Genomic DNA, 25035 nt, shown 5'->3' with positions numbered 1-25035 from the left:
TAAAGCGTTATCAAAAAAGGACAAAAGCAAAGACTATGCGCTCCGAAATTCAGGTGATTGTCGATGAAATCAGGCAGGCCATAAGCCTGCTGAGGAGGCATCTTTGACTGGGATCAGGCGCTCAAACGACTGGAATTCCTGAACGTCAAGGCCGAGGATGCGGATATCTGGAACGATCCGCAGGAGGCACAGAAGCTGATGCGCGAGCGTCAGCAGCTCGAGGAGAACATCTCCCGCCTGCGTGATCTGGAATCGCGCCTCGATGACAATACCGGCCTGATCGAACTCGGCGAGGAAGAGGGTGACGATGACGTCGTGCGTGAGGCGGAAGATGCCCTGCGCGCCATGAAGTCGGAAATCGACCGGCGTCAGATCGACATCCTGCTGTCGGGCGAGGCGGACCCGAACGATACCTATGTCGAGATTCACTCCGGCGCCGGTGGCACGGAAAGCCAGGACTGGGCCGCCATGCTTATGCGCATGTACAGCCGCTGGGCCGAAAAGCGCAACATGAAGGTCGAGGTTCTGGAAGTCCACGACGGCGAAGAGGCGGGGATCAAATCGGCGACCCTGCTGGTCAAGGGGCACAATGCCTATGGCTGGCTGAAGACCGAATCCGGCGTTCACCGGCTGGTGCGCATCTCGCCGTTCGACAGCCAGGCCCGCCGCCACACCTCGTTCTCGTCGATCTGGGTCTACCCGGTCATTGACGACACGATCGAGATCGAAATTCCGGAATCGGAAGTCCGCATTGATACCTACAGGGCGTCCGGTGCAGGCGGACAGCACGTCAACACGACGGATTCGGCGGTTCGCATCACCCACATCCCGTCCAATATCGTCGTGCAGTGTCAGAACGAGCGATCCCAGCACAAGAACCGGGCGACCGCGTGGGAGATGCTGCGCTCGCGCCTTTACGAGGAAGAACTCAAGAAGCGGGAAGCCGAAGCCAACGAACAGGAAGCCTCGAAGACCGAGATCGGCTGGGGCCACCAGATCCGCTCATATGTCCTGCAGCCCTACCAGCTCGTCAAGGACCTGCGGACCGGTACCGAGAGCACGAGTCCGCAGGATGTGCTGGATGGCGACCTCGATGCGTTCATGGAGGCGGCACTCGCCCATCGTGTCCACGGCGGCGATGAGGTGGTCGAAGACATTGACTGAGCGGGTCGTTTCTCGCGGCCTTAGTTGCTCGCCGGGGTAAACGCCAGATCGCCGAATTCGTCGACATACAGCTCCCAGGTGTCGGGCTCCGCTGTTGACGGATCGCGCTTGAGGTAAACGAAGGTGACAAAACCGGGCAGCTTGGCGATCCCGGTGGAATCCTCGGGCCGCATATCCGTGATATAGGCCTTCATATCCGTCAGCTCCGCGATTTCCCGCGTGTCTAGCAATTCGGGTCCGTTCTCGGTCAGCTGGATTCTCTGCAGGAACAGGCGCGATGTGTTGTCCTGTGAACGGATGGCAACGGACCGGTAATATCCCCGGCGGCTTGTTTTGGCACGCTCGCCCGCATTCGCTTCCGCATCGGAAGCTTCGTCCGCATCGACCTCGTCCGACCAGAAGCCGCCGCTCACCACGGCAAGAACGCGCACCGGAGTGGTCGTCGCCATGGCGTCCGGTGCATCGTTCGCAGCCGCAGGTGTCGCGACGACCGCCAGCAATGCGGCGAGCATTCCGGCCACAGGCATTCGGCAGGCAGCGGCAAAGCGAGAAACAGATCGCATAAAGTACATCTCCTACTCCTTACATGGGGAGTTGCGGATCAATAGAGGAACTGTTCGGCCAAAATCCGGTCATCCCAGCTGTGGTCGGGATCGGACAGGATCCGCGCCGTTACCTTTTCCGTTTCCCTGACGACGACCCTTTGCACCGACTTGACTTCCGTATGGTCGGCGACCGCGTTGACCGGGCGCTTGCCCGATTCCAGCACATCGATCTCCACCGTGACGCGGTTGGGCAGAAGCGCGCCGCGCCAGCGCCTCGGCCGGAACGGGCTGACCGGCGTGAGCGCTAGCAACGGCGCCTCGAGCGGCAGGATCGGCCCGTGGGCCGAGAGATTATACGCGGTCGATCCCGCCGGTGTCGCAACCATCAGCCCATCGCAGATCAGTTCCTCAAGCCGTACCCGATCGTCGACAAGGACCCGCAGCTTGGCCGCCTGATAGGATTGACGCAGCAGCGAAACCTCGTTGATCGCGTAGGCATGGATGGAATTGCCGTCGCTGTCGGTGGCCGTCATCTCCAGCGGATGGATGTGGTGTTCGACGGCGGCTTGTATGCGTTCCCGCAGACCGTCCTCCCGGTATTCGTTGAGAAGGAAGCCGACAGAGCCCTGGTTCATGCCGTAGATCAGCTTTCCCGAATCCATCGTGTCGTGCAGCGTCTGCAGCATGAAGCCGTCGCCACCCAGCGCCACCACGACATCGGCCTGTTCCGGATCCGCCTGCCCATACAGCGACGCGAGATGTTGGGCGGCGGCGCGCGCGCTTTCGGTGTCGCTTGAAATAAAGGACAGGGAAGAGAATTCGCGTGTCATCGACATCCGGTTTCCGGTTGAATTTGCGCCTAACATGGCGAGAAATGGCACTTACGACAAGGGCTTAGCGCCAAGGTGGCGAATAAACCATGATGTTCGCTTTTAATTTACTTTACTCCCGCAGGATTTATGTTAATTGCACGCTATGCCCTTGTAGCTCAGTTGGTAGAGCACCTGATTTGTAATCAGGGGGTCGGGAGTTCAAGTCTCTCCGGGGGCACCATTAAGCGGCAGGTTTGACAAAGTAGAAACAAAACCTGTCCTTCAATTTCCCGCAGCTCGGCTCTTATAGCGCGTTGTTCGATTGCAAAATCGATCCGTGGCAGCGGCAATTCCCGAACCAACATATTTTCGTGACGAAAGCCGGCGATGCGTCCATAAGTGGTTCCGTTTGGGAGGGCGGCCGCACCGTCTTTTCCGGCCGGCAGACTACGACAGGGAGCGTCACAGGGCATGCTAGGCATTGCGGTTCTCATTCAAGGGATGGCTGAGCGCATCGAAGCGTTTGTTGCCGATCACCAATGGTTGGATCAGGAGAACATCTACGTTCTCAGCTATGACCGCCCGGTCGATGAAGGACTGAGGGTCTTCAGTATCTTTGATCCGGATTGCAGCTGGGCTGCCGGACGTAACGCGCTCTTTTCGGCAGCGGTTGCGGCAGGAAGGTTCCATGGCTTTATTTTCATGGATGACGATGTGGCCTTCATTGAAGGTGACATGCATCAATTCATCGGCCTGTGCCGGGCCAATTCGAACCTGGTGATCGCGCCGGTTGTCGAAAGAACGGTTCTGGGCAGGGGAGTGCTTGATCGCGAATTTCAAAGGCCGCTCATTATCGATGGCCAGATGTATTATGTTCCGGCTGAGTTTATTCAACGCAGCAGCATCTATCCGCTTGTCACCGATTACGATGATGTCTCCTGGTGGATCGCATGTGAGATATTTCAGCAGACTCTGCACCGGTGCTACCGGAAGGAGTGTCTGCAGGCCAATCGGATTCGAATTTCCAATCTGATGCATCGCGCGGGTACGAAAGGCTCCAATTACCGCATGTCCGAACTGGAAACGGTGTTGGAAATTGCAAACAGCCACCTTAGTCAGGCGGGAATGGAATCGCCGTTTTACGGCAGTTACGAGCGTCGGCCCGCTGGACGGTGGAAGCGCCGTTATTGGCGCTTGATGCGCCCCGTGCTGCGCCTGCGCGCCGCGATACCGGAAAGCAGAATCAGGAAACCCTCCTGAAGACGCGTTTGGTTGATGGATGGCTGCACGGCTGGGCTCCATCCGGATTGACCCCGCGATTCTGATTAGGCCCGTCGCAAAGCGCGGATTTTTCGTAGAAATACGAATTGGATGTGGGACAATCAGCCCGTAAAAACGGGCCGGTTTCAGGGAGGGATCCATGAATCTCGCTATCTGGCTGCAACGCACCGCCCGGCTCAATCCGGATCGGCCGGCATTGTTTGTCGGCACGCGGATGATGGCCGATTATCGCCAATTCGCGCGCCGGGTTCGCTCCATCGCGGGCGGTCTGCGTGCAATGGAGGGCATTCAGCCAGGCGCACATGTGGCGATTTACGCGCAGAACGCGCTTGCCTATCTCGAATTACTCTACGGGATCTGGCACGCGGGCGCGGTGGCGGTGCCGATCAACGCCAAGCTTCACGCGGCAGAAGCAGCCTGGATCATCGAAAACGCAGAGGCTCGGCTGGCGTTCTGCGATGCAAAGACAATAGGCGAATTGGATCGCCGATTGCCCGCCGGCGCATGCAAACTGGTCGCCGCGGATGATGAGCAGATGGACGCGTTGCACAGCGGTTCTGAAATGGACGATCCTGTGGAGCGGGCATCCGCCGATCTTGCCTGGCTGTTCTATACGTCGGGAACCACTGGTCGGCCGAAAGGCGTGATGCTGACCAACGGTAACCTGCACGCCATGGCCTTCTCATATTTCGTCGATGTGGATTCGGTCATGCCGGACGATGCCGCACTCTACGCGGCACCCATGTCGCACGGCGCGGGCATCTACAACATCCAGCATGTGATGAAAGGCGCGCGGCACGTCGTTCCGGAATCCGGCGCCTTCGATGCGGATGAGATTCTCGACCTTGCCGCGGAACTCAAAAATGTCCACATGTTCGCCGCGCCGACCATGGTGCGCCGCCTTGTCGATGCCGGCAAACAGCGAGAGACGAAAGGTGAGGGGATACGCACCATCGTTTATGGCGGCGGGCCGATGTATCTGGAGGATATTATCGAGGCGGTCGAGGTTTTCGGTTCGCGGTTCTGCCAGATCTACGGGCAGGGCGAATCGCCCATGACCATCACAGCATTGCCGCGCCACACCATTGCCGACCGTTCCCACCCGCGCTGGCGCGAGCGCCTGGCGTCGGTCGGAACGGCGCAGTCCTGCGTTGAGATACGCATTGCCGGCGAGGATGGACACGCACTGCCGGCCGGCGAGACGGGCGAGATCCTCGTGCGCGGCGCGCCGGTGATGGCCGGTTACTGGCGTAACGAGGAAGCTACCGCCGAAACCCTTCGCGGCGGCTGGCTGTGGACCGGCGACATGGGTACCCTGGACGATGACGGGTACCTGACCCTCAAGGACAGGTCCAAGGATGTGATCATCTCCGGCGGGAGCAATATCTATCCGCGCGAGATCGAAGAGGTTCTGCTGCGTTTTCCAGGCGTCCGGGAGGCGAGCGTCGTCGGGCAGGACCATCCCGAATGGGGCGAGGTGGTCATCGCTTTCATCGTCATCCATGCGGACGCCGAAGTGGACAGCGAAGTCCTGGATGCCTATTGCCTCGACAACATCGCCCGCTTCAAGCGGCCCAAGCGCTACCATTTCCTCGATGAACTGCCCAAGAACAACTATGGCAAGGTCCTGAAGACGGAACTGCGACGCGTGCTTGAGGACAGGACCGGTCAGTGATTGTCGAGAAACTGCCGGGCGGCGTAAAGCGAGATCGCGGCCGCGTTGGAAACGTTCAGCGACTTGATAGCGCCGGGCATGTCGAGACGGGCCAGTGTCTTGACCGTGTGCCGCGTCTTCTGGCGCAGCCCCTTTCCCTCCGCACCGAGCACCAGTGCGATCCGCCCGCCCGAGAAGGACTTCTCAAGCTGGTCGGGACCTTCCGAATCGAGCCCGATCGTCAGGAAGCCAAGCCGGTTGAGCTCTTCAATGGCCTCGGCCAGATTAACCACCTGAATGTGGGTGATCAGTTCGAGTGCGCCGGAGGCCGATTTTGCAAGCACGCCCGATTCCTGCGGGCTGTGACGCATGGTTGTGATGATCGCGCCGGCGCCCAGCGCCACGGCGGAACGCATGATTGCGCCGACATTGTGCGGATCGGTGATCTGATCGAGGACAAGCAGGAGCGGGCAGTCTTCCAGTGCTGAGATGGGATGGGCGGCAAGCGGCTTGGCTTCCACGACCACACCCTGGTGGATCGAATCTCCGGGCAGCATCTTGTCGATCGCCTGGGGTGTCGCCACGTCGACCGGAAAGGGCAGGGACTTCGGGTCGTCAATTGCCAAACGCGCCAGAGCGTTCCGGGTGACGGTCATGCGTGTGATTGTGCGGTCGGGATTCTCGACAGCGGCTCTCACGGAGTGCAGTCCATAGAGCAAAACCGAGTCGGGTAGCGAGCGGGCATCCGTTCCGCCCTTGCCGCCGCGGGTTGCCTGGGTTGCCTTGGCATCGCGATAAGCCCTTCGGCGCTTCGCGTAGAAGCTGTCGCGGTCGTTGCGTGAATTGGATTCGTCTTGGCTCATGGCCGGTCCTTATAGATGCGCGAAACGGTTTGGCAAAGCGCCGCATCATTCTTTGTAAGGTCGATTTGGGGACGATGGCACAAAGCCGAAAATTTACGCAAATGCGTGTTGACAGAAACTGGCGCGACCTTCATAACCCCGGCGCAGATTCACCGGCGTCAGCCGCGTTGAATTGGTCATTTGCCTTGTCACTTGACCCCGTCAGTGGAATTGGAGGGGTGCCTGAGCGGTTAAAAGGGGCGGACTGTAAATCCGTTGGCTATGCCTACGCTGGTTCGAATCCAGCTCCCTCCACCATCTCCCACTGGCTGCGCGGGTATAGCTCAATGGTAGAGCAGCAGCCTTCCAAGCTGAATATGCGGGTTCGATTCCCGCTACCCGCTCCAATCACCAACCGTTGTAACTTCGCGCAGATTCACGCACTGGCATGTTTGCCCGTGCCGTGTGGTTAAATTCTTGTAAGAACGCATTATCTTATGGGCAGCGGCGCTGATCGGCGCGATCGGCAGGTCAACTGCTGCGAGGAAGCGATTTGGTCTTGCTTCGCGGCGCTGAAAGTCTTATTTGGCCTTCGATCATCTGGGTATGCTTCGCCGGGAGCGCCCGATCTTGAGCGCCTTGGTGCAAACTTTGAGTATGACAGGACTGGAATATCATGGCTAAAGGCAAGTTTGAACGAAATAAGCCGCATGTGAACATTGGCACGATTGGTCACGTTGACCATGGCAAGACGTCATTGACGGCCGCGATCACGAAGTTCTTCGGGGACTTCAAGGCCTATGACGAGATTGACGGGGCGCCTGAAGAGCGTGCGCGCGGCATCACCATTTCGACGGCGCATGTTGAATATGAGACGGATGCGCGTCACTACGCCCATGTCGACTGCCCGGGCCATGCGGACTATGTGAAGAACATGATCACCGGCGCCGCGCAGATGGACGGCGCGATCCTGGTTGTTTCGGCGGCCGACGGTCCGATGCCGCAGACCCGCGAGCACATCCTGCTTGCCCGTCAGGTCGGTGTTCCTGCGATTGTGGTTTTCCTCAACAAGGTCGACCAGGTCGATGACGAGGAGCTTCTTGAGCTTGTCGAGATGGAAGTGCGTGAGCTTCTGGACACCTATGAGTTTCCGGGCGACGACATTCCGATCGTCAAGGGTTCGGCGCTTGCTGCGCTTGAAGACAGCAACAAGGAGATCGGCGAGGATGCGGTTCGCGAGCTGATGGCTCAGGTTGACGCCTACATCCCGACGCCCGAGCGTCCTGTTGACCAGCCGTTCCTGATGCCGATCGAGGACGTGTTCTCGATTTCCGGCCGTGGCACGGTTGTGACGGGCCGTGTCGAGCGCGGCATCATCAATGTCGGCGACGAGATCGAGATTGTCGGCATCCGCGACACGACGAAGACGACGTGCACGGGCGTTGAGATGTTCCGCAAGCTTCTGGACCAGGGCCAGGCCGGCGACAATATCGGCGCGCTGCTTCGCGGTGTTGACCGTGACGGCGTGGAGCGTGGCCAGGTTCTTTGCAAGCCTGGTTCCGTTACGCCGCACACGAAGTTCAAGGCTGAGGCCTACATCCTGACGAAGGAAGAGGGTGGCCGTCATACGCCGTTCTTCACCAACTACCGTCCGCAGTTTTATTTCCGCACGACGGATGTGACGGGTGTTGTGACGCTTCCGGAAGGCACCGAGATGGTGATGCCCGGGGACAATGTGACGGTTGATGTTGAGCTGATCGTTCCGATTGCGATGGAAGAGAAGCTCCGCTTCGCCATCCGCGAAGGCGGCCGTACCGTCGGCGCCGGCATCGTCGCAAGCATCACGGAGTGATCTTGCGTGGTGCCGAAAGCTGCCGACGCACTTAACATGGGCAAAGGGCGCGCAAGCGCGCTTTGCCGCGGCGCCGGCATCGTCGCAAGCATCACGGAATAAACGTACGCTCGATCTGAGAGCTAAGCGTTATGATATTTGGATGCGCTGGGAGACCGGCGCATCTTCGTTTGTGTGGGGTTGTAAGCTGATTGCCGCGTTAGGATGCAATTGCTTCCGCGGGCCTGATTTCAGGCTTGAACCCGAACACAAATGCGGATAAACCGCGACACGGCCTTAGGGGTATAGCTCAGTTGGTAGAGCGACGGTCTCCAAAACCGTAGGTCGGGAGTTCGAGCCTCTCTGCCCCTGCCATTTTCCGAGACCATCATTATTGCATGGTATCCAAGGTTGTGGTTTCGCTCCCGCTCGAGGCGTATTCGCACGGCAGGAACCGGAATTTGAGCAAACGGATCGGTGTCCGGTCTTTTTCGCACTGCAAGGGCGGTCTTGATTTGGCCGTATTGCCTCACCAATTATTGAAATAATTCCACACAACCCCCTTGTGATTTTGGGAATCGCCAATTAATAAGGGGAAAAACAGACACGCGGCGCGTGGGGCTGGCCGGCCCTGTTTACGCGCCGTAAATGCGTGAGCGGCTCATGGCATCAAAAACCAATCCATTTACGTTTCTGCAGCAGGTGCGCGCTGAAACGTCCAAAGTGACTTGGCCTTCGCGGCGGGAGACGATGATCTCCACGCTGATGGTGCTTGTCATGGTTGTCCTGGCAGCGACGTTTTTCTTTGCGGCCGATCAACTTCTGGGCTGGCTTGTCGGGCTGGTCCTGAACGTTGGCAGCTAGTGCGGGCAGGAGAATTTAATGGCAGCGCGTTGGTACATAGTCCACGCATACTCGAATTTTGAGAAGAAGGTCGCCGAATCCATCGAGGAGCAGGCGCGTGCCAAGGGGCTGGATCATCTCTTCGACAAAATTCTTGTGCCGACGGAGAAGGTGGTCGAAGTACGGCGCGGCCGCAAGGTCGATTCCGAACGCAAGTTCTTTCCCGGCTATGTCATGGTGCGCGCCGATCTGACGGATGAGGCCTACCACCTGATCAAGAATACGCCCAAGGTCACCGGATTCCTGGGATCGGACAACAAGCCCGTTCCGATACCGGACTCGGAAGCCGAGGCAATCCTTACCCAGATCCAGGAAGGTGTCGATCGGCCGAAGCCCTCGATTTCCTTCGAGATCGGCGAGCAGATCAGAGTGTCCGACGGCCCGTTCGCCTCGTTCTCCGGCACTGTGCAGGAAGTGGATGAGGAGCGTTCGAGGCTCAAGGTTGAGGTGTCGATCTTCGGTCGCGCCACGCCGGTCGAACTGGAATACGGTCAGGTCGAAAAGGTCTGACCGCTGGCAGGGGAACCTGCACACCGCGTGGGAGGCGGATGAGGCAAAGCCGGCCTCGTTTTCCGGACCACGCAACCGCAGCCGCCGGAAATCCGGCATCGGTCCGCGCGACGAATAGAGTCGCTCCGGGCCGCAAACATGAAACGGGCCGCCTTTGCGGTCCAGTGTGTAAAGGCAGAGAGAGAAATGGCTAAGAAAGTTGCAGGTCAGCTCAAGCTGCAGGTCCCGGCAGGCGCCGCGAATCCGTCGCCGCCGATCGGTCCCGCGCTTGGTCAGCGTGGCATCAACATCATGGAATTCTGCAAGGCCTTCAATGCGGCCACGCAGGAAATGGAAAGAAACGCGCCGATTCCATGCGTCATTACCTACTATCAGGACAAGTCCTTCACCTTCACGATGAAGCAGCCGCCTGTCAGCTACTACCTGAAGAAGGAAGCCAAGCTGAAATCGGGTTCCAGTGAACCGGGCCGGACCACCGCCGGTTCCATCAGCAAGGCACAGGTTCGCACCATCGCGGAAGCGAAGATGCAGGACCTCAATGCCGCCGATGTGGAAGGTGCAATGAGAATGGTCGAGGGCTCCGCCCGCTCCATGGGTCTGGAAGTGACGGAGTAATCAAGATGGCCAAGATCGCAAAACGTGTTCAGAAGATCCGCGACGGCCTTGAGCCGACAAAACTGTACGACCTGAGTGAAGCTGTTTCCCTGGTCAAGGAGCGCGCGACCGCCAAGTTCGACGAGACGATTGAAGTCGCCATGAACCTTGGCGTCGATCCGCGTCACGCAGACCAGATGGTGCGCGGTGTCGTCAACCTGCCGAATGGCACAGGCCGTTCTGTTCGTGTCGCCGTGTTTGCGCGCGATGCCAAGGCGGACGAAGCCAAGGCTGCGGGAGCCGATGTCGTCGGCGCCGAGGACCTGGTGGAAAAAGTGCAGGGCGGTCAGATCGATTTCGACCGCTGTATTGCAACGCCCGACATGATGCCGCTCGTCGGCCGTCTCGGCAAGGTGCTGGGGCCGCGCGGCATGATGCCGAACCCGAAGGTTGGAACGGTGACCGCCGACGTGACTGCAGCCGTCAACGCCTCCAAGGGCGGTGCGGTCGAGTTCCGCGTCGAAAAGGCCGGCATCGTCCATGCCGGTGTCGGCAAGGCCTCGTTCGATCCGAAGGCGATTGAAGAAAATGTCCGCGCCTTTGCCGATGCGGTGATGAAGGCAAAGCCGAGCGGGGCCAAGGGCAACTACGTCAAGCGGGTCGCCATTTCGTCGACCATGGGCGCTGGCGTGAAGATCGATCCGGCAAGCCTGGCTTCGGCCTGATTGTCGAACCTATGACCGGCGCTGACCGGTCCAAACTGTTTTTCGGCCTTCGGGCCGAAAAATCCGGGCCTTAAAACCCGGAACTCCTGTCCGAGATTGCGGGTGGTTTTCCTTAATCACTTGGCCCGCATGAGACGGGTAAGATCCGAAATTCATGCGCCTCGCGCACTGCAATTCGGTTCGAACCTTCTTTGCCTTGCGTCGGCGCTGTGCCGGCTCGAGGGGACAGGATCCTCAAGCGTCGCTTGCGGGTCGCAAATGGCCCCATGCGGCAAGGCAAAACCCGACAGGTACCCGCAAAGGGCCTGTCAACTGGAGAGTAGCAGTGGAAAGAGCGGAAAAACGCGAATTCGTCTCGGCGCTGAACGAGGTTTTCAAGACCTCGGGTTCCATCGTCGTGGCCCACTATGCTGGTCTTTCGGTTGCGCAGATGAGCGATCTTCGCTCGAGAATGCGTGAAGCCGGAGGCACCGTCAAAGTCGCGAAGAACCGCCTGGCCAAAATTGCTCTTCAGGGCACGGAGTCGGAAGGGATTTCCAGTCTCTTCCAGGGGCAGACCGTCATCGCCTACAGCGATGATCCTGTCACAGCTCCGAAAGTCGCCGTCGAATTCTCCAAGTCACACGAGAACCTCGTGGTCCTTGGCGGAGCGATGGGGGCAACCGAGCTCGATGCAGACGGCGTCAAGGCACTTGCCTCGCTTCCGTCCATTGATGAGCTGCGTGCGAAGATTGTCGGCATGATCAATACGCCGGCCACGCGCATTGCTCAGGTTGTCGGCGCACCTGCCGGCCAGCTTGCCCGCGTTGTCAATGCTTATGCCCAGAAGGACGAAGCCGCTTAGGCGGAACTTCGCTGTTCAAACCAGTTCGAACCGAACGTGTAAGGAAACAAAATCATGGCTGATCTTGCAAAGATCGTAGAAGACCTTTCCAACCTGACCGTCCTGGAAGCCGCCGAGCTTTCCAAGATGCTTGAAGAGCACTGGGGCGTTTCCGCCGCAGCACCGGTTGCCATCGCAGCCGCTGCAGCAGGTGGCGGCGATGCCGCTGCTGCCGAAGAAAAGGACGAGTTTGACGTCATTCTTGCCTCCGCTGGCGACAAGAAGATCAACGTCATCAAGGAAGTCCGCGGCATCACGGGCCTTGGCCTGAAAGAAGCCAAGGACCTCGTCGAAAGCGCACCGAAAGCCGTCAAGGAAGGTGTTGCCAAGGCAGAGGCCGAGGAAATCAAGACCAAGCTCGAGGAAGCAGGCGCCTCCGTTGAGCTCAAATAAGCGGCTTTACCGTTACGGGGCGGAGCTGCATCGCGGCTCCGCCTCAGGCGTTTTTTGAACGTCGGACCGATTACCCAAGGGCCTGAAAACGGCTCTTGGGTAATGGGTTCTCAAAAACCCTTTATTCGAAGCCCCCTGGCCAGAGGCTTCGTCATTTGCAGGCCCGGATGCAAGCACAAGGAGCGACGATGGCTCAGACCCTTTCGTTTAACGGTCGCAGGCGCGTACGCAAGTTTTTTGGAAAAATACCCGAGGTTGCAGAGATGCCGAACCTGATTGAGGTTCAAAAGGCATCCTACGACCAGTTCCTGATGATTGACGAGCCGGAAGGCGGGCGCCCCGATGAGGGGCTGCAGGCGGTTTTCAAATCCGTCTTCCCGATTTCCGATTTCTCCGGCGCGTCCATGCTGGAGTTCGTCTCCTACGAGTTCGAACCGCCGAAATTCGACGTCGAGGAGTGCCGGCAGCGCGATTTGACCTATGCCGCGCCGCTGAAGGTAACTCTGCGACTGATCGTCTTCGATATCGATGAGGATACGGGCGCCAAATCCATCAAGGATATCAAGGAGCAGAACGTCTATATGGGCGACATGCCCCTGATGACGGATAACGGCACCTTCATCGTCAACGGCACCGAGCGCGTCATTGTCTCGCAGATGCATCGCTCGCCGGGCGTTTTCTTCGATCACGACAAGGGCAAGAGCCATTCATCCGGCAAGCTGCTGTTTGCCGCGCGCGTCATTCCGTATCGGGGTTCCTGGCTCGACATCGAATTCGACGCCAAGGACATTGTCCACGCCCGTATCGACCGCCGCCGCAAGATCCCGGCCACTTCGCTTCTCATGGCGCTCGGCATGGATAGCGAGGAAATCCTCGATACCTTCTACACCCACTCGACCTATGCGCGGGAAGGCGATGGCTGGCGCATTCCGTTCCAGCCGGATGTCCTCAAGGGCACCAAGGCTGTCACCGACCTGATCGATGCCGATAGCGGCAAGGTTGTCGCCGAGGCCGGCAAGAAGCTCACTCCGCGCTTCCTCAAGCAACTGGGTGAAAAGGGTGTAAAGGCGCTGAAATGCACCGACGAGGACCTTTACGGCACCTATCTCGCCCGCGACATGGTCAACATGGAAACCGGTGAGATCTATCTCGAAGCCGGCGATGAGCTCGACGAAAAGACGCTACCGGTTATGATCGAGGCCGGATTCAAAGAGATTCCGATTCTCGACATCGACCACGTCAATGTCGGCGGATATATCCGCAACACGCTGTCGGCCGACAAGAACGAAAGCCGTCAAGACGCGCTCTTCGACATCTACCGGGTCATGCGCCCGGGCGAGCCGCCGACCATGGAATCGGCGGAAGCGATGTTCAATTCGCTGTTCTTCGACCCGGAACGCTACGACCTTTCCTCGGTCGGCCGCGTCAAGATGAACATGCGCCTGGACCTCGATGCCGAAGACACCGTCCGTGTCCTTCGCAAGGAAGACATCCTTGCGGTCGTCAAGACGCTGGTTGAACTGCGCGACGGCAAGGGCGAGATCGACGACATCGACAATCTCGGCAACCGGCGTGTTCGCTCGGTTGGCGAATTGATGGAGAACCAGTACCGTCTGGGTCTTCTGCGCATGGAACGCGCCATCAAGGAGCGCATGTCGTCCATCGAGATCGACACGGTCATGCCGCAGGATCTTATCAACGCCAAGCCGGCGGCCGCGGCCGTGCGCGAATTCTTCGGCTCTTCGCAGCTGTCGCAGTTCATGGACCAGGTGAACCCGCTGTCGGAGATTACCCACAAGCGGCGCCTGTCGGCGCTTGGACCGGGTGGCCTGACGCGCGAGCGCGCCGGTTTCGAGGTGCGCGACGTGCACCCGACCCATTACGGCCGGATCTGCCCGATCGAAACGCCCGAAGGTCCGAATATCGGCCTGATCAACTCCTTGGCGACTTTCGCCCGTGTCAACAAATACGGCTTTATCGAAAGCCCGTACCGTCGCATTGTCGACGGCAAGGTCACCAATGAGGTGATGTATCTGTCGGCCATGGAAGAGGCCAAATATCACGTCGCCCAGGCCAACGCGATCCTCAATAAGGACGGCTCCTTCGTCGACGAGTTCGTCGTCTGCCGTCACGCCGGAGACGTGATGCTTGCGCCGCGCGATTCCATCGATCTGATGGACGTTTCGCCCAAGCAGCTCGTATCGGTGGCCGCGGCGCTCATTCCGTTCCTGGAAAACGACGATGCCAACCGCGCGCTGATGGGCTCCAACATGCAGCGCCAGGCGGTGCCGCTCGTTCGGGCCGAGGCGCCGTTCGTCGGAACCGGCATGGAGCCGGTCGTCGCCCGCGATTCCGGTGCCGCGATTGCCGCACACCGGACCGGTGTTGTCGACCAGGTGGATGCGACCCGTATCGTTATCCGCGCCACCGAGGAACTCGATCCGTCGAAGTCCGGCGTGGACATCTACACGCTGCAGAAGTTCCAGCGCTCGAACCAGAACACCTGCATCAACCAGCGCCCGCTGGTCAATGTCGGTGATCAGATCCAGAAGGGCGATATCATCGCCGACGGCCCGTCCACCGATTTGGGTGACCTGGCCCTCGGACGCAACGTGCTCGTCGCCTTCATGCCCTGGAACGGCTACAACTACGAGGACTCGATCCTGCTGTCCGAGCGCATCGTGCGTGACGACGTCTTCACATCGATCCACATCGACGAATTCGAGGTCATGGCGCGTGACACCAAGCTCGGACCGGAGGAAATCACCCGCGATATTCCGAATGTGTCGGAAGAGGCGCTGAAGAACCTCGACGAGGCCGGCATTGTCTATATCGGCGCGGAAGTTGCCCCAGGCGACATTCTGGTCGGAAAGATCACGCCGAAGGGCGAAAGCCCGATGACGCCGGAAGAAAAGCTCCTGCGCGCCATCTTCGGTGAAAAGGCATCGGATGTGCGCGACACGTCCATGCGCATGCCGCCCGGCACCTTCGGCACCGTCGTTGAAGTCCGCGTGTTCAACCGTCACGGCGTTGAGAAAGATGAACGCGCCATGGCGATCGAGCGCGAGGAAATCGAGCGTCTCGCCAAGGACCGCGACGACGAACAGGCGATCCTCGACCGCAACGTCTATGGCCGTCTTTCCGACATGCTCAAGGGCAAGAAGGCAGTTGCCGGCCCGAAAGGCTTCAAGAAGGGCACCAAGCTCGACGCCGATCTCATGCAGGAATATCCCCGTTCGCAGTGGTGGATGTTCGCTGTCGAGAGCGAGAAGCTCCAGGGCGAGATCGAGGCGCTGCGCGCCCAGTATGACGAATCCAAGAAACGCCTTGAGCAGCGCTTCATGGACAAGGTCGAAAAGGTCCAGCGCGGCGATGAGATGCCGCCCGGCGTCATGAAGATGGTCAAGGTCTTCGTGGCTGTTAAGCGCAAGGTTCAGCCCGGTGACAAGATGGCCGGACGTCACGGCAACAAGGGTGTGATCTCCCGCATCGTTCCGATCGAAGACATGCCGTTCCTCGAAGACGGAACCCATGTGGACATCGTGCTCAATCCGCTTGGCGTGCCCTCGCGTATGAATGTCGGTCAGATCCTCGAAACCCATCTGGGTTGGGCCTGCGCCGGCATGGGACAGCGCATCGGCGACATGCTGGAAGCCTACAAGGACGGCGGCGACATCAAGCCGCTGCGCAAGACCATCGATACCGTCATCGGATCGGGGCCGAAGGGCGAGCCGATTGCCAAATATGATGACGACTCGATTGTCCGGCTTGCCGAGCAGACCAAGCGCGGCGTGTCTATCGCGACACCGGTCTTCGACGGTGCCGTCGAGGCCGATGTCAACGAGATGCTGACCAAGGCGGGCCTCAACGAATCCGGCCAGTCAACGCTCTATGACGGACGCACGGGCGAGCCCTTCGACCGGCAGGTAACCGTCGGCTACATCTATATGCTGAAGCTGAATCACCTGGTCGACGACAAGATCCACGCCCGTTCGATCGGTCCGTACTCGCTCGTCACCCAGCAGCCGCTGGGCGGTAAGGCGCAGTTCGGCGGCCAGCGGTTTGGCGAGATGGAGGTCTGGGCGCTCGAGGCTTATGGCGCGGCCTACACCTTGCAGGAGATGCTCACCGTCAAATCCGACGATGTGGCAGGCCGCACGAAAGTCTACGAGGCGATCGTGCGCGGCGACGACACGTTCGAGGCCGGCATTCCCGAGAGCTTTAACGTTCTCGTCAAGGAAATGCGTTCGCTCGGTCTCAACGTCGAGCTGGAGAACACCCGGGTCGATCCGGAAATGGATCAGGATTCGGAACAGTTGCCGGACGCGGCTGAATGATGCTGTGCGGCGCGCCTTTGCCGGCGCGCCGCCCTCAGCGCGGTTGCCGTTTGCGCTGAAATCGACAAATGCGGCGGAACGATTTGGACGGAATGTGGCAAGGCAGGGCCGCACCACCGTTCTCAAAGGGGCCAAGCCCCACGAAGGAGACAGGCATGAACCAAGAGGTCATGAACCTTTTCAACCCGCAGGCTCCGGTGCAGACCTTTGATTCCATACGGATTTCGATTGCGTCTCCGGAGAAGATACTCTCCTGGTCCTACGGCGAAATCAAAAAGCCGGAAACCATCAACTACCGCACGTTCAAGCCCGAGCGTGACGGCCTTTTCTGCGCACGTATCTTCGGTCCGATCAAGGACTACGAATGCCTTTGCGGCAAATACAAACGCATGAAATACAAGGGCATTATCTGCGAAAAGTGCGGCGTCGAAGTCACGCTCTCCCGGGTGCGCCGCGAGCGCATGGGCCACATTGAACTGGCCGCGCCGGTCGCCCATATCTGGTTCCTCAAATCGCTGCCGAGCCGCATCGGAACGCTGCTCGACATGACGTTGAAGGATATCGAGCGCGTCCTTTACTTCGAAAACTACATCGTCACCGAGCCGGGCCTGACCTCGCTGAAGGAGAACCAGCTTCTCTCAGAGGAAGACTTCATGCTCGCCGTCGACGAGTTCGGCGAGGATGCCTTTACCGCCATGATCGGCGCCGAGGCGATCTTCGAACTGCTTGCTGCGATGGATCTCGAGAAGATTGCGGTTGATCTGCGCGACGATCTTGCCGCGACATCCTCGGAACTCAAGACCAAGAAGCTGATGAAGCGGCTGAAGCTGGTCGAGAATTTCATCGAATCCGGCAACCGTCCCGAATGGATGATCCTCAAGGTCGTTCCGGTCATTCCGCCGGATCTGCGTCCGCTGGTGCCGCTCGATGGCGGCCGTTTCGCGACTTCCGACCTCAATGACCTGTACCGCCGCGTCATCAACCGGAACAACCGCCTGAAGCGGCTGATCGAGTTGCGTGCGCCTGGCATCATCATCCGCAACGAAAAGCGTATGCTGCAGGAATCCGTGGATGCGCTGTTCGACAATGGACGTCGCGGCCGTGTCATCACCGGCGCCAACAAGCGCCCGCTGAAGTCGCTGTCCGATATGCTCAAGGGCAAGCAGGGCCGGTTCCGTCAGAACCTGCTCGGCAAGCGCGTCGACTATTCCGGCCGCTCCGTCATCGTGACGGGCCCCGAACTGAAGCTGCACCAGTGCGGTTTGCCGAAGAAGATGGCGCTTGAGCTGTTCAAGCCGTTCATCTACGCGCGTCTCGACGCCAAGGGCTATTCGTCCACGGTCAAACAGGCCAAGAAGCTGGTCGAGAAGGAAAAGCCGGAAGTCTGGGATATTCTCGACGAGGTGATCCGTGAACACCCCGTGCTCTTGAACCGCGCGCCGACCCTTCACCGTCTTGGCATCCAGGCCTTCGAGCCGACCCTTGTCGAGGGCAAGGCTATTCAGCTTCACCCGCTGGTCTGCACCGCCTTCAACGCCGATTTTGACGGCGACCAGATGGCCGTGCACGTTCCGCTGTCGCTGGAAGCCCAGCTTGAAGCCCGCGTGTTGATGATGTCGACGAACAACATCCTGCACCCGGCCAACGGCGCGCCGATCATTGTTCCGTCACAGGACATGGTCCTCGGGCTCTACTACCTTTCGATCATGAACGAGAACGAGCCGGGCGAGGGCATGATCTTCGCAGATATGGGCGAATTGCACCATGCGCTCGAGAACAAGGTCGTCACGCTGCACGCCAAGATCAAGGGCCGGTTCAAGACCGTGGATGAAGAGGGCAACGAAGTGTCCCTGATCCACGACACGACCCCCGGTCGCATGATCATCGGCGAGTTGCTGCCGCGCAACGTCAATGTGCCGTTCGACACCTGTAACCAGGAAATGACCAAGAAGAACATCTCCAAGATGATCGACACGGTCTACCGCCATTGCGGACAGAAAGAGACGGTCATCTTCTGCGACCGCATCATGCAGCTCGGCTTCGGCCACGCCTGCCGCGCCGGCATCTCCTTCGGCAAGGACGACATGGTGATCCCGGCCACCAAGGCCAAGATCGTCAGCGAGACCGAGATGCTCGTGAAGGAATACGAGCAGCAGTACAATGACGGCCTCATCACCCAGGGCGAGAAGTACAACAAGGTTGTCGACGCCTGGGGCAAGGCGACCGAGAAGGTTGCCGACGAAATGATGGGCCGCATCAAGGCGGTCGAGTTCGATGATGATGGCCGTCAGAAGCCGATGAACTCGATCTACATGATGAGCCATTCCGGTGCCCGTGGTTCGCCCAACCAGATGCGTCAGCTCGGCGGCATGCGCGGCTTGATGGCCAAGCCTTCCGGTGAAATCATCGAGACGCCGATCACGTCGAACTTCAAGGAAGGCCTGACCGTGAACGAGTACTTCAACTCGACCCACGGCGCCCGCAAGGGCCTGGCAGACACCGCCCTGAAGACAGCCAACTCCGGTTACCTGACCCGTCGCCTTGTCGACGTCGCGCAGGACTGCATCGTCACGCAGCAGGATTGCGGAACGAGCAATGGTCTGACCATGACGGCGATTGTCGATGCCGGCCAGGTCGTCGCGTCTCTCGGCCAGCGCGTGCTGGGCCGCACGGCGCTCGAGGATGTCACCCATCCGCAGACCGGTGATGTGCTGGTCGCTGCCGGCAAGATGATCGAGGAAGCGGATATCGCGGCCATCGAGGCGGCGAATGTGCAGTCGATCAAGATCCGCTCGGCCCTGACCTGCGAAGTTCAGAACGGCATCTGCGCCACCTGTTACGGTCGCGACCTTGCGCGCGGCACGCCGGTCAATATCGGCGAGGCCGTCGGCGTCATCGCGGCGCAGTCGATCGGCGAGCCGGGCACTCAGCTGACCATGCGGACCTTCCACCTTGGCGGCACCGCCACCGTGGTCGACCAGTCGTTCCTCGAGGCCTCCTATGAGGGCAAGGTCAAGATCAAGAACCGCAACATCCTGCGCAACTCCGAAGGCAATCTCGTTGCCATGGGTCGCTCCATGTCGATCCAGATCCTCGATGCGCAGGGCGTCGAGCGGTCTTCGCAGCGCGTTGCATATGGTTCGCGCATCTTCGTCGATGACGGCGACAAGGTGAAGCGCGGCCAGCGTCTGGCCGAGTGGGATCCTTACACCCGCCCGATGATGACCGAAGTTTCCGGTACCGTGGAATTCGAGGATGTTGTCGACGGCGTTTCGGTCTCCGAGTCGACCGACGAGACGACCGGCATCACCAAGCGCCAGGTCATTGACTGGCGCTCGACTCCGCGTGGTGCGGACCTGAAGCCCGCGATCGTCATCAAGGACGGCAAGGGCAAGGTTGCCAAGCTTGGCCGGGGAGGGGAGGCCCGCTTCCTGCTTTCGGTTGACGCCATTCTGTCGGTCGAGCCGGGCTCGAAAGTTTCCGAGGGCGACGTGCTTGCACGTGTCCCGATGGAAAGCGCCAAGACCAAGGACATCACCGGCGGTCTGCCGCGTGTTGCCGAGCTCTTTGAAGCACGTCGTCCGAAGGATCACGCGATCATCGCTGAAATCGACGGCACGATCCGTTTCGGCCGCGACTACAAGAACAAGCGTCGTATCGTCATTGAACCGCAGGAAGAGGGTGCCGAACCGGTCGAGTATCTGATTCCGAAAGGCAAGCCCTTCCACCTGCAGGACGGTGACGCCATCGAAAAGGGTGACTACATCCTCGACGGCAACCCGGCCCCGCATGACATCCTTGCCATCAAGGGCGTCGAGGCCCTGGCATCCTATCTCGTCAACGAGATCCAGGAAGTCTACCGGCTGCAGGGCGTTGTCATCAACGACAAGCATATCGAGGTGATCGTTCGCCAGATGCTGCAGAAGGTGGAAATCACCGACTCGGGCGACTCGGCCTATATCGTTGGCGACAATGTCGATCGCATTGAGCTCGACATCGTCAATGAGCGTCTGGCCGAGGAAGGCAAGAAGCCGGCGGTCGGCGATCCGGTCCTGCTCGGCATCACCAAGGCGTCGCTGCAAACCCCGTCCTTCATCTCGGCGGCCTCCTTCCAGGAGACAACCAAGGTGCTGACGGAAGCGGCTGTTGCAGGCAAGATGGACGCCCTCCAGGGCCTGAAGGAAAACGTCATCGTCGGCCGGCTGATCCCGGCAGGTACAGGTGGTGCGATGAACCAGATTCGCCGCATCGCCACCTCGCGCGACGATCTCATCCTGGAAGAGCGCAAGAAGAGCGCCGGAGCCGAGGAGGCTGGCCCAATGCTCGCCGACATGTCGGCAGAGGCGGAAAAAGCGCCGGCCGGCGAATAGTCGATCCGAAGACAAACGAAAAACCCGGCCAGTGGCCGGGTTTTTTGTGCACATTCGCCGAACTGGTTTGCTGCGTCGCCTAATCTCCGGGCTGCTTCGACACCCCAGCGACGATGATCCGGGGCCTTTTTTCAATATGTGAAAGAACCTGTCGCGTGATCGCGCGCGTTCCCATGTCGCCGCCAAACTCCATGGGTCTTAAAGCATTGTCCCGAAAACCGGCTTCAACGGCTGCGTTGATGAGTTCGCCGGCGTCGCCCAGTTCCGGACGGTCGAGTTTCACTGACAGATAATCCAGCATCAGCGCCCCGCTCAGGATTGCCGCCAGCGGATTGGCCTTGTCCTGCCCCATGATGTCCGGCGCACTGCCATGGGCAGGCTGGAAGAGGCCAGTGCTGTCGCCGATCTCGGCGCAGGCCGCCATGCCCATGCCGCCGACCAGCCCGCCGGCAAGGTCGGAGAGGATGTCGCCGAACATGTTCTCCGTCACCAGCACGTCGAACTCCCAGGGCTTGCGCACGAGGTCCAGCGCCTGTGCATCGACATAGTTGTACCCTACCGGCACATCCGGGAAGTCGTGTCTTACCTCGTCGAACAATTGTCGGAAAAAGGCGAGCGACGTGAACACATTCGCCTTGTCGACACAGGTCAGCTTCCCGGACTTGCCACGTTCGCGGCGTTTGCGAGCCAGATTGAAGGCGAATGTGTGCAGTTTCGTCGTGGTGTTTCGTGTGATCCGCAAAACATCCTGAACTTCGTCATCGGTCACGACGAGGCTTCGTTTGTGTGTGGCGGCCGAATAGAACAGCCCCTCCGTTGATTCCCGCAGGATGATAAGGTCGATACCGGCCGCACGCGGATCGGCCAAGCGCTGGGGGGCGTTCGGATAGGCTTTGACCGGCCGAACCCCGGCGTAAAGGCCGAAGGTGTCGCGTAGTCTGAGATGCGGTGATATTTCCGTTCCGTCCGTGTGACGGATGGAAGGCAATCCGATGGCGCCGAGAAAGACTGCGTCGGCAGCATCAACACGTGTTTCGCCGTCAGCTTCGATATCAAGCCCGGTTTCGCTGAAATAACCGGCACCGGCCCTGATCTCGTCACATGACGGCGCGTCCTGCCCGACTTTTCCAAGTGCTGCCTCGAGTACCGCAAGCGCGGCTTCAGAAACATCGACGCCAATTCCGTCACCTTTGATCAAGGCAATTCTCATCTGGTCCGTCCCAAGGTCCAATCGACATCGAACCGATCAACAATCCGACCGATCTGATCGGTGTTCAGGGCTGTGGCACCAACGCCGCGTAAAAGCAGCGCGAGCTTTGCCGTCGCCTCCAGTTCCTCCATCGCGTTCACGGCGGCCTCCAGGTTCTCGCCTGCGACGACCGGGCCATGATTGGCAAGGAGCACGGCGGAGCGCTTTCCCGCGAGCCCGCGCACCGCGTCTCCCATTGCCGGGTCTCCCGGTACGAAGAAGGGCAACAAGCGGACCTTTCCAAGCAGCATGATCCCATAGGCGGTCAATGGCGGCAGGACGTTGTCCAGATCGATATCCGGAAGCAAGGACAACGCGACCGAATGGCACGAATGCAGGTGCACGACCGCCCCGGTTTTCCGGCGCGTTTCGTAAAAGGCGGCGTGAAGCGGCATTTCCTTGGTCGGCTTGTCGCCGGAGAGGTGCTCGCCGTTTGCGGCAAGATGGCTGATCCGTTCCGGATCCAAAAATCCCATGGAGGATCCGGTCGGGGTGACCAAAACACTGCTATCAGGAAGACGAACGGAGATATTTCCGGTCGAACCATGGGTGAGTCCCCTGTCAAACAGCGACTTCGCATGAAGCGCAATTGTCTCGCGGGCCTTTGCGATGTCGCTCATGCGCGGCCCTCCAGCACCGACAAGGCTTCGCTGAAAAAGTCGGGACCGCCGAAATTACCGGATTTCAATGCAAGAGCCAGACCGCGGCCGCAAACTTTGAGTGCCGGAACACCCGGAGCGATCCGGGGGCCGATTTCCAGCGTTTCGGCTTGAAGCCCGGATACGACTGCACCGGAAGTTTCGCCACCGGCAACGACAATTCGCGTTACACCGGATTGTGAGAGAGCTGCGGCAAGATCGGAAAAAAGCCGCTCAACTGATTCAGAACTCTCGGCTTTTCCGAATTCCCGTTGTGCCGCAGCAACGGTTTCGGGGTCTGCTGACGAATACACGAGCGGTGGCATATCCTGCTGAAGCACCCATTCGACAAGCTCTTGAAGCGATAATTGCTCTTTCATGAGATCGGCCACGGCGATTTCGCGCGACGGCGCGACGCTCAGGTATTTCTCAACCTGGCCTCGCGTTGTCGTCGAGCAGGATCCTGAAAGAACAACCGCCTTGCCGCCAAGACCGGTCCAGCGGCCACCGTCGCTTCGTGCACCGAAATTGCCTGGCAGTCCGAGCGCGATACCCGAGCCGCCGACGATCAGCTTGCGGTCTTTTGCTGCTCCGCCGATTTCAACGAGATCCTCGTTTCGAATGGCGTCAGCGATGATCATGGCCTTGCCGGCTCTCGATAAGCCGGACGCGATTGCATCCGCACCTTCCCGGACCGTTGAAATCGGGACATGTGTAACCGGCCAGTCCGTCTGACGCGCGAGCACGCGGCGCAGGTCAGGATCGCGCATGGGTGTCAGCGGGTGATTCTGCATACCGCTTTCGCTAAGGAGATTGTCTTTTACGAAGAGGTGACCCTCATAGACGGTGCGTCCGTTTTCGGGAAACGCCGGGCAGACCAGAACCGAGGTCTCGTCGAGGCGTCCGGCGAGAGCACTGGCGACCGGACCGATATTGCCATCGTCGGTGGAGTCGAATGTCGAGCAAATCTTGAAGACGATCTGCTCGCAGCCCTGTTCCAGAAGCCAGCCGCAGGCCTTGAGCGATTTTTCTACCGCTTCGTCGACCGGAACGGTTCGTGACTTCAAACCGACAATCCCGGCTTCGGTTCCGGCCTCCGCCGGACCGTCCGGGATGCCGACATACTGTGCGGAGCGCATCCCGCCCTCTGAAAGGGTCAAGGCGATATCGGATGCGCCGGTGAAATCGTCTGCGATAACGCCGAGCTTCATGACGCCTCCCATTTGACCGGGCCGCGATCAAGACGGATGACATGCTCCGGGCCGTGGGCAGGAAAATAGTCGCGCACCAGCGGGTCGTGCCCCGGAATCACGAGCTTGTCCGAACTGGCAAGACTTCGAATGATACGGAATCCGTCGAGCATGTCGTCGAGATCAACGACGATAGGGAAGGGCTTTGCCTCGAGAAAATTTTCGTAATAGTGGGACGTGTCAGAGGCAAGGCACATCCAGCCGACCTCCGTCAGGACGCGCACGGCCTGCAGGCCCTTGCTGTGGCCGCCGGTATGGTGAACGGTCACGCCTTCGCGGACCTCTCCATCTCCATTGTGAAAGACAACCCGCCCCGAGTAGAGACGCTGCACCGCCTCGCAAACATGGTCCGCTGTGAAAGGCGCCTGCAAGGTGCCGTGGCACATGCACGGACCGGTGGCGTAGGCCATTTCGGCAGCCTGCAGGTGAATGGTCGCGTTGGGAAAATGTTTCAGTCCGCCGGCATGGTCGTAATGCAGATGCGTGACGATGATTGTGGACACCGACAGCGGATCGATGCCGAGCGGTGCGAGGGCTTCGACCGGGTTCAGACGCACCGGCCGTCCGCGCCGGTCACCTTCCTCCTGATCATATCCGGTATCCACCAGGACGATTTCGTTTCCCCGCCGCAGCACCCAGATGAAGTAATCCATATCGTGGGGCAGGTGATGGTCATCGTCGAACAGGAAGCTGTCCTTCCGCGTCCGCTCGTTCCGGTCCGCATATTTCACCGCGAAGACTTCCCAGGGCGTCATGAGTTCACCTTCGAATAAGTCGCAACTGTCTTTTCTGAAATCATCGTAGACACTTGCGAGTCAAAGGCCAGAAAATGCGCCGATCCGAGGTGGATCCGGAAGGCCGCCGCATCGTCATAGGTCTCGTAGAGAAAAACTTCGCCGGGTCTTTCGGGATCGGTGCAGACATCGAAATGTCTGCATCCAGGTTCCGACTGAAGCGATATGCTGGCGTTTTCCAGCATGAGCGGCATGAATGTGTCGAACATGCCGTTTTTAATCTGAAAATGAACCGTGACTGCGAACACCTGCCCCACCTT

At 59.5% G+C, this 25035-nt stretch carries 20 protein-coding genes and 4 tRNA genes; 16 read left to right on the top strand and 8 right to left on the bottom strand.

Annotation, left to right across the window (positions count from 1 at the left end):
• The first annotated feature begins 35 nt into the window (after positions 1–35).
• Positions 36–1164 (top strand): peptide chain release factor 2 gene (gene prfB, locus OOZ53_RS00930; protein WP_271087402.1). Its coding sequence is split into 2 segments (ribosomal slippage): positions 36–101 and positions 103–1164, totalling 1128 coding nucleotides; the frame shifts between segments, so codons are not numbered across the junction.
• A gap of 20 nt (positions 1165–1184) precedes the next feature.
• Here prfB and OOZ53_RS00925 read toward each other — a convergent pair.
• A complete protein-coding gene (locus OOZ53_RS00925; RefSeq protein ID WP_271087401.1) occupies positions 1185–1727 on the bottom strand; it encodes a hypothetical protein in 543 nt (180 codons plus the stop codon).
• A gap of 38 nt (positions 1728–1765) precedes the next feature.
• The gene (locus OOZ53_RS00920) at positions 1766–2539 is read right to left on the bottom strand and encodes an NAD kinase (RefSeq protein ID WP_271087829.1); all 774 of its coding nucleotides are present in this window, start codon (positions 2537–2539) and stop codon (positions 1766–1768) included.
• Between the two features lie 147 nt (positions 2540–2686).
• Between OOZ53_RS00920 and OOZ53_RS00915 the strand changes: the two genes are divergently transcribed.
• From OOZ53_RS00915 to OOZ53_RS00905, 3 genes are all read left to right on the top strand, one after another.
• Positions 2687–2762 (top strand) — tRNA-Thr (locus tag OOZ53_RS00915).
• Positions 2763–2992: 230 nt separating this feature from the next.
• Positions 2993–3781 carry a hypothetical protein gene (locus OOZ53_RS00910; RefSeq protein ID WP_271087400.1) on the top strand — a complete coding sequence of 263 codons (789 nt, stop codon included), beginning with the start codon at positions 2993–2995 and terminating at the stop codon, positions 3779–3781.
• Positions 3782–3941: 160 nt separating this feature from the next.
• Positions 3942–5477, top strand: coding sequence for a class I adenylate-forming enzyme family protein (locus OOZ53_RS00905; RefSeq protein ID WP_271087399.1), 1536 nt, complete (start codon positions 3942–3944; stop codon positions 5475–5477).
• Here OOZ53_RS00905 and OOZ53_RS00900 read toward each other — a convergent pair.
• Positions 5471–6319 (bottom strand): TrmH family RNA methyltransferase, encoded by an 849-nt coding sequence (locus tag OOZ53_RS00900; RefSeq protein ID WP_271087398.1) that lies wholly within the window; start codon positions 6317–6319, stop codon positions 5471–5473. The two genes, OOZ53_RS00905 and OOZ53_RS00900, sit on opposite strands and share 7 nt — an antisense overlap.
• A gap of 212 nt (positions 6320–6531) precedes the next feature.
• Between OOZ53_RS00900 and OOZ53_RS00895 the strand changes: the two genes are divergently transcribed.
• The 12 genes from OOZ53_RS00895 (at position 6532) to rpoC (ending at position 20844) form a co-directional block, all read left to right on the top strand.
• Positions 6532–6616: transfer RNA gene (locus OOZ53_RS00895), tRNA-Tyr, on the top strand.
• 15 nt (positions 6617–6631) lie between these two features.
• A tRNA-Gly gene (locus tag OOZ53_RS00890) sits at positions 6632–6705 on the top strand.
• 269 nt (positions 6706–6974) lie between these two features.
• Positions 6975–8150, top strand: a complete 1176-nt coding sequence (tuf, locus tag OOZ53_RS00885; RefSeq protein ID WP_271087375.1) for an elongation factor Tu — start codon at positions 6975–6977, stop codon at positions 8148–8150.
• Positions 8151–8428: 278 nt separating this feature from the next.
• Positions 8429–8504 (top strand) — tRNA-Trp (locus OOZ53_RS00880).
• A 288-nt stretch (positions 8505–8792) separates the two neighbouring features.
• Positions 8793–8993, top strand: a complete 201-nt coding sequence (secE, locus tag OOZ53_RS00875) for a preprotein translocase subunit SecE (RefSeq protein WP_136661765.1) — start codon at positions 8793–8795, stop codon at positions 8991–8993.
• 18 nt (positions 8994–9011) lie between these two features.
• On the top strand, positions 9012–9542 hold the full coding sequence (nusG, locus tag OOZ53_RS00870) for a transcription termination/antitermination protein NusG (RefSeq protein WP_271087397.1): 531 nt from the start codon (positions 9012–9014) through the stop codon (positions 9540–9542).
• 186 nt (positions 9543–9728) lie between these two features.
• Positions 9729–10157 (top strand): 50S ribosomal protein L11, encoded by a 429-nt coding sequence (gene rplK, locus OOZ53_RS00865; RefSeq protein ID WP_271087396.1) that lies wholly within the window; start codon positions 9729–9731, stop codon positions 10155–10157.
• Positions 10158–10162: 5 nt separating this feature from the next.
• Positions 10163–10861 (top strand): 50S ribosomal protein L1, encoded by a 699-nt coding sequence (gene rplA, locus OOZ53_RS00860; RefSeq protein WP_271087395.1) that lies wholly within the window; start codon positions 10163–10165, stop codon positions 10859–10861.
• A 325-nt stretch (positions 10862–11186) separates the two neighbouring features.
• Positions 11187–11705, top strand: a complete 519-nt coding sequence (rplJ, locus tag OOZ53_RS00855; protein ID WP_271087394.1) for a 50S ribosomal protein L10 — start codon at positions 11187–11189, stop codon at positions 11703–11705.
• A 54-nt stretch (positions 11706–11759) separates the two neighbouring features.
• Positions 11760–12137 (top strand): 50S ribosomal protein L7/L12, encoded by a 378-nt coding sequence (gene rplL / locus OOZ53_RS00850; protein WP_271087393.1) that lies wholly within the window; start codon positions 11760–11762, stop codon positions 12135–12137.
• Between the two features lie 188 nt (positions 12138–12325).
• Positions 12326–16474, top strand: coding sequence for a DNA-directed RNA polymerase subunit beta (gene rpoB, locus OOZ53_RS00845; protein WP_271087392.1), 4149 nt, complete (start codon positions 12326–12328; stop codon positions 16472–16474).
• A 155-nt stretch (positions 16475–16629) separates the two neighbouring features.
• Positions 16630–20844 (top strand): DNA-directed RNA polymerase subunit beta', encoded by a 4215-nt coding sequence (rpoC, locus tag OOZ53_RS00840; protein ID WP_271087390.1) that lies wholly within the window; start codon positions 16630–16632, stop codon positions 20842–20844.
• Positions 20845–20923: 79 nt separating this feature from the next.
• Here rpoC and OOZ53_RS00835 read toward each other — a convergent pair whose 3' ends face one another.
• Genes OOZ53_RS00835 through OOZ53_RS00815 form a run of 5 tightly spaced genes read right to left on the bottom strand, consistent with a single transcriptional unit; the run spans position 20924 to position 25023 of the window.
• The gene (locus OOZ53_RS00835) at positions 20924–22054 is read right to left on the bottom strand and encodes an isocitrate/isopropylmalate dehydrogenase family protein (protein ID WP_271087389.1); all 1131 of its coding nucleotides are present in this window, start codon (positions 22052–22054) and stop codon (positions 20924–20926) included.
• Positions 22051–22713, bottom strand: coding sequence for a 3-oxo-tetronate 4-phosphate decarboxylase (gene otnC / locus OOZ53_RS00830; RefSeq protein ID WP_271087387.1), 663 nt, complete (start codon positions 22711–22713; stop codon positions 22051–22053). Before otnC ends, OOZ53_RS00835 begins: the two co-directional genes overlap by 4 nt.
• On the bottom strand, positions 22710–23942 hold the full coding sequence (otnK, locus tag OOZ53_RS00825; RefSeq protein WP_271087386.1) for a 3-oxo-tetronate kinase: 1233 nt from the start codon (positions 23940–23942) through the stop codon (positions 22710–22712). The genes otnC and otnK overlap by 4 nt, the downstream gene beginning before the upstream one ends.
• The gene (locus OOZ53_RS00820) at positions 23939–24736 is read right to left on the bottom strand and encodes an N-acyl homoserine lactonase family protein (protein WP_271087385.1); all 798 of its coding nucleotides are present in this window, start codon (positions 24734–24736) and stop codon (positions 23939–23941) included. Before OOZ53_RS00820 ends, otnK begins: the two co-directional genes overlap by 4 nt.
• The gene (locus OOZ53_RS00815; RefSeq protein ID WP_271087384.1) at positions 24733–25023 is read right to left on the bottom strand and encodes a putative quinol monooxygenase; all 291 of its coding nucleotides are present in this window, start codon (positions 25021–25023) and stop codon (positions 24733–24735) included. The genes OOZ53_RS00820 and OOZ53_RS00815 overlap by 4 nt, the downstream gene beginning before the upstream one ends.
• Positions 25024–25035 lie beyond the last annotated feature (12 nt).

The organism is Allohoeflea poritis, from assembly GCF_027889715.1.
Lineage (GTDB): Bacteria > Pseudomonadota > Alphaproteobacteria > Rhizobiales > Rhizobiaceae > Hoeflea_A > Hoeflea_A poritis.
Note: the sequence above shows the minus strand (reverse complement) of the source record. Positions and strands in the feature narration are given on the sequence as shown.